Here is a 4,180-nt window from a genome sequence, read left to right as displayed (position 1 = left end):
CTTGCCAAGGTCGAGGCCGCGGGTTCGAGTCCCGTCTCGCGCTCTTTTTTATTATTGCGGAAGCTTTGATTCATCAGGGTTTCCGCTTTTTTGCATTTTCATTTTTATGTAGACAGTTGTAGACACCTGAAGACAATATATACGCTTACAGACTGTTTAAAAGCAATTTGTTGGAATAAATGTATCGTAGAATAAAAGGAGGAAACCAAATGAGCAAAGTATTAATTCTAAACGGAAGTCCACGTGTAAACGGCAACACATCCATTGCCATCCGGGAAATGGAGAATGTATTTCGAAATAGTGGGGTAGAGGTAACAACCATACAGATTGGAAATAAAGATATCCGGGGCTGTATTGCCTGTAACCAGTGTAGCGAAATTGGAAAATGTGTGTTTGATGATATCGTAAATGAGCTGGCACCTCTCTTTGAGGCGGCGGATGGCCTGGTGATTGCCAGTCCGGTCTACTATGCATCGGCTAATGCGACGCTGATTGCCTGTCTTGACCGCTTGTTTTACAGCACGTCCTTTGATAAGAGCATGAAGGTGGGTGCCAGTGTAGTCTGTGCACGCAGAGGCGGCTGCTCAGCGACTTTTGATGAATTGAACAAATTTTTTACCATCAGCAATATGCCGATCGCATCCAGCAGATACTGGAACAGTATTCACGGCTGTGAGAAAGGGGAGGCAGAGATGGATGAGGAAGGCAAGCAGACGATGCGGATGCTTGCAAAGAATATGACATTTCTTATGAAGTCCATCGAGCTTGGCAAGAAAGAATATGGTCTTCCGGAACAGGAGGAGCGGACGGCGACGAATTTTATTCGGTAAGTTTAAGGGAATCAGAGCATTTTTGATAATGTAGTCCATGCGCCGGCTGGATGGAGATACGATTTCGAAAATGAGATCGGGAGCGCCGGAACAGCCGCGGTCGATCAATTTATTCGGATCACAGATAAGAGAGATATCAGGCTCAACCCAATCTTTATCATCCGCATCCAGATTGACAGCGAAAGGAGGCGGATAAACGCGGCATTCTCCGCCGTTGGACTCGATATAATTTCCAAGAAGGTGGGAAATCTGGTAGGAAATTTTCTGATGAATCCGGCTCGGAGGTGCCATATTATAAAATTGCCCGTCGATCAGCTCTGCATGCTGCCCGTCGGGCAATTTTCAGTAATCTTTTGAAATATAGGTATACCTATACCTAAAAGTATAACAGGAAGAAATTATTTTCAATCATCCGTACGTATTCGCAACCAATCCCAGATAACCTCAGCGTCGTATCCGGTCATATGGATAATGATGACCTGATAATCGCGAACCGTCTCATACGGAAGTTTACCGGAACCGTCATACATCCATCACAGGAAAAGACTGTAGCGGACGATGGCATACTCTAACGCGATCCCCTTCATCTGTAGAATCATATCTTCCAGTCCGCTGCCTGGTTCCAGTAGAGCGGAAAAGAACGCATTTGCCAGAAAATGACGAAGAGGCATCTGATAGAGCACCGATGCATTTCGAAATTTTTCCCAGGGTAGTTTAATATCGCAGATCAGTGAGCGTAGCTGCGGGAGAGTCTTTCGGAAAATTTCTGTGGACAGGATATGCATGAGGGGAGATTCCCGGGGGATTTTGAGCGGAAATATGGTTGGATGGCAAAAGTTCACGCGTCATTTGGACAAAATCCTGCATGACAGGAGACAGAAACTTGCTCTGATGCCACGCCAGATGAACGGTATTTTGAAAAGAAAAATCCGAAAAATAGATCCGGGAAATGGCACTGAGTCTCAGCTCAGCTTCGATCATAGTGCTTGGAAGAATCGTGACGCCAAGCCCCAGGCGGACGGCTTCGAGAATGGCCTCTTGCGAGGTGCTTTCCCAGGCAGGGGTGACCTCACAGCCGGTCTGGCGGATGGCATTTTGAAATACTTCATAGGAGGTGCTGCCGACTTCGCGAAAGAGCAGCGGTTGTTTCATAAATGTATTGATGGAAACGGTTTTTCCTGCCATCGGGTGTCCCGGCGCGCAGATGGCGGTGTAGTGTTCCTGAAACAGGGGAGTCAGGGCAATCTGTTCGGAGTGGATGGTTCCGCCGACGATTGCAAGATCTAGCGCTCCATTTAAGAGCATGGCTTCCGTCTGTGCGGTCGTCTGTATATGGACCTGCGTGTGCACCTGGGGATATGTCTCTTGAAATAGCTGCATGAAACGTGGCAGATAGGAAATCCCCACGTTGGTGCTGGCACCGATGCGGAGAACTCCGCTGATTCCGGAATTGGAAAATGCCAGCTCCATTTCATCGTACATCTGGATAAAATGGCGTGCATAGTCGAGAAAACGCCGCCCTTCGCCGGTAATTCGCAGACGCTGGTTGATCCGGTCGAAAAATAATGTTCCGTAGTGTTCTTCGAGCTCCCGGACGGCGGTGCTGACGGTTGGCTGCGTCAGGTAGAGATTGCGTGCCGCCTGTGTGATGCTTCCGGCGGATGCTACTTCGATAAAAATTCGGAAATGCCGCAGTGTCATGAAAACTCCTTTCCTGAATGTTTCATAAGGAGTGGGAAACATTCGTATCTGTGTGTTTGTCCTGCTTTTTGCCTGCCGTCAGAAAGGTTATTTTTGACGGCGCTGCTTTTATAGACGATCATAGATGTTTTGATAAGAACCATATATAAATTATAGTAATTTTAAAATGAATTGGCAAGTGTTATAATGGGCACAGAAAAAGGAATGTTGTTTTGCGTGAAGGAGAACTGGGAGAGACAAAAGATAAAATAGAAAAAGGGGGAATGGCAGATGAAACAGAAGCATCGACTGCTGGTTTTATTTTTAAAAACACTTTATATCAGCGCATTTACATTCGGGGGCGGTTTTGTCATTGTGACATTTATGAAGAAATGTTTCGTGGATGAGCTTCACTGGATTGATGAACAGGAAATGCTTGATTTTACCGCACTGGCACAGTCCTGTCCGGGCGCGATTGCGGTAAATGGGGCAATTTTGGTTGGTTGGAAAGTATATGGGTTTGTCGGAATGGTGGTGGCAGTCATCGGAACGATTCTTCCGCCGATGGCGATTCTGGCGGTTTTATCCGTCTGTTACGCCGCGTTTGCGTCGAACATCTGGGTGGCAGCAGCACTAGAGGGAATGCGAGTCGGCGTGGCGGCTGTGATTCTGGATGTTTCCTGTGGGCTGGGAGTGAATGTTCTGAAGGAAAAAAAGCTGTATTCAATTGCAATCATGGTAATTGCGTTCCTGGCTGATTTTGTGCTGGATGTGAATGTAATCTATATCATTGCGGCGGGTATTCTGGCGGGAACGATTCGATTTATCTGGATGAGAAAACGTGAGCAGACGGCTGGTGCGGTATAGAGGGGAGAATAGATATGATCTATATACAATTATTTTTGAGCTTTCTGCAGATAGGGCTTTTCAGCGTGGGCGGCGGCTACGCGGCGATTCCACTGGTACAGAGCCTGATTGTGGAACGACAGGGATGGATCACGATGACGGAGTTTACGAATCTTATCACGATCGCGGAAATGACGCCGGGACCGATTGCGGTCAATTCAGCAACCTTTGTCGGAATTCGGATAGCGGGACTTCCGGGGGCGGTTGCGGCAACCTGGGGATGTATTTTCCCATCTTGTATCATTGTATCGGTATTGGCATACATATATCGGCGTTACCGTGGCGGCTCTGCGATGGGAAGTATTTTAGGCAGTCTTCGCCCAGCGGTAGTGGCGCTGATCGCAGGTGCCGGACTTTCGATGCTACTGGCAGCAGTTCTTCCAGAGGTAAATGGGGAAAGGATGATCCAGTGGGGCAGTCTGGTTCTTTTTTCGGCAGCTTTTATAGCGCTCCGTAAATGGAAACTGAACCCAATTCTTGTGATGTGGGTCTGCGGCGGTGTCAGCCTGGCAGTTAAATTGATTGAGTATCATTTGTAGAGAAGGTAGTATAGGAATAGGTAATAGATATAAATGAGAGTGTAGATGGAGATTGAAAGCTGTATTTATGAATGGATGGAAATGGCATCGGATTCTTTTGATTCGATGCCATTTCTGGGATTAGGGGAAATAGATGCATAGACTTCAAATGGTTAGAATATTCTAAAAAATCACAACAAAATAAAAAGAATAACAAATATAGAAAAATCGTTGACAATCCTTGGA

Annotated in this window: 5 protein-coding genes and 1 pseudogene; 3 read left to right on the top strand and 3 right to left on the bottom strand. The window is 46.7% G+C overall.

Annotated elements, in window-relative coordinates:
• The first annotated feature begins 209 nt into the window (after nt 1-209).
• Nucleotides 210-830 carry a flavodoxin family protein gene (locus DWX68_RS14370; RefSeq protein WP_118469527.1) on the top strand — a complete coding sequence of 207 codons (621 nt, stop codon included), beginning with the start codon at nt 210-212 and terminating at the stop codon, nt 828-830.
• 27 nt (nt 831-857) lie between these two features.
• On the opposite strand, the pseudogene DWX68_RS14365 reads toward DWX68_RS14370, so the two are convergent.
• From DWX68_RS14365 to DWX68_RS14360, 3 genes and pseudogenes are all read right to left on the bottom strand, one after another.
• Nucleotides 858-1,169, bottom strand: a pseudogene (locus DWX68_RS14365) (Uma2 family endonuclease); the annotation flags it as partial.
• A 65-nt stretch (nt 1,170-1,234) separates the two neighbouring features.
• A complete protein-coding gene (locus DWX68_RS15050) occupies nt 1,235-1,360 on the bottom strand; it encodes a hypothetical protein (RefSeq protein ID WP_279220437.1) in 126 nt (41 codons plus the stop codon).
• Between the two features lie 184 nt (nt 1,361-1,544).
• Nucleotides 1,545-2,531 carry a LysR family transcriptional regulator gene (locus DWX68_RS14360; protein ID WP_182432204.1) on the bottom strand — a complete coding sequence of 329 codons (987 nt, stop codon included), beginning with the start codon at nt 2,529-2,531 and terminating at the stop codon, nt 1,545-1,547.
• 270 nt (nt 2,532-2,801) lie between these two features.
• Here DWX68_RS14360 and DWX68_RS14355 point away from each other — a divergent pair, with 270 nt between their 5' ends.
• Together DWX68_RS14355 and DWX68_RS14350 are read left to right on the top strand one after the other, a co-directional pair.
• Nucleotides 2,802-3,377 carry a chromate transporter gene (locus DWX68_RS14355; RefSeq protein ID WP_118630014.1) on the top strand — a complete coding sequence of 192 codons (576 nt, stop codon included), beginning with the start codon at nt 2,802-2,804 and terminating at the stop codon, nt 3,375-3,377.
• A 14-nt stretch (nt 3,378-3,391) separates the two neighbouring features.
• Complete coding sequence (locus tag DWX68_RS14350; protein ID WP_107001912.1) at nt 3,392-3,955, top strand: chromate transporter; 564 nt, start codon at nt 3,392-3,394, stop codon at nt 3,953-3,955.
• Nucleotides 3,956-4,180: the final 225 nt, after the last annotated feature.

This window comes from Clostridium sp. AF20-7 (assembly GCF_003479275.1).
GTDB classification, from domain to species: domain Bacteria; phylum Bacillota; class Clostridia; order Lachnospirales; family Lachnospiraceae; genus Otoolea; species Otoolea fessa.
This window is presented reverse-complemented; position numbering and strand designations above follow the sequence as displayed.

Coding starts and splice junctions, on each gene's coding strand:
- DWX68_RS14370 (WP_118469527.1), top strand. CDS start 210: ATGAGCAAAGTATTAATTCTAAACGGAAGTCCACGTGTAAACGGCAAC.
- DWX68_RS14350 (WP_107001912.1), top strand. CDS start 3,392: ATGATCTATATACAATTATTTTTGAGCTTTCTGCAGATAGGGCTTTTC.
- DWX68_RS15050 (WP_279220437.1), bottom strand. CDS start 1,360: ATGTATGACGGTTCCGGTAAACTTCCGTATGAGACGGTTCGCGATTAT.
- DWX68_RS14355 (WP_118630014.1), top strand. CDS start 2,802: ATGAAACAGAAGCATCGACTGCTGGTTTTATTTTTAAAAACACTTTAT.
- DWX68_RS14360 (WP_182432204.1), bottom strand. CDS start 2,531: ATGACACTGCGGCATTTCCGAATTTTTATCGAAGTAGCATCCGCCGGA.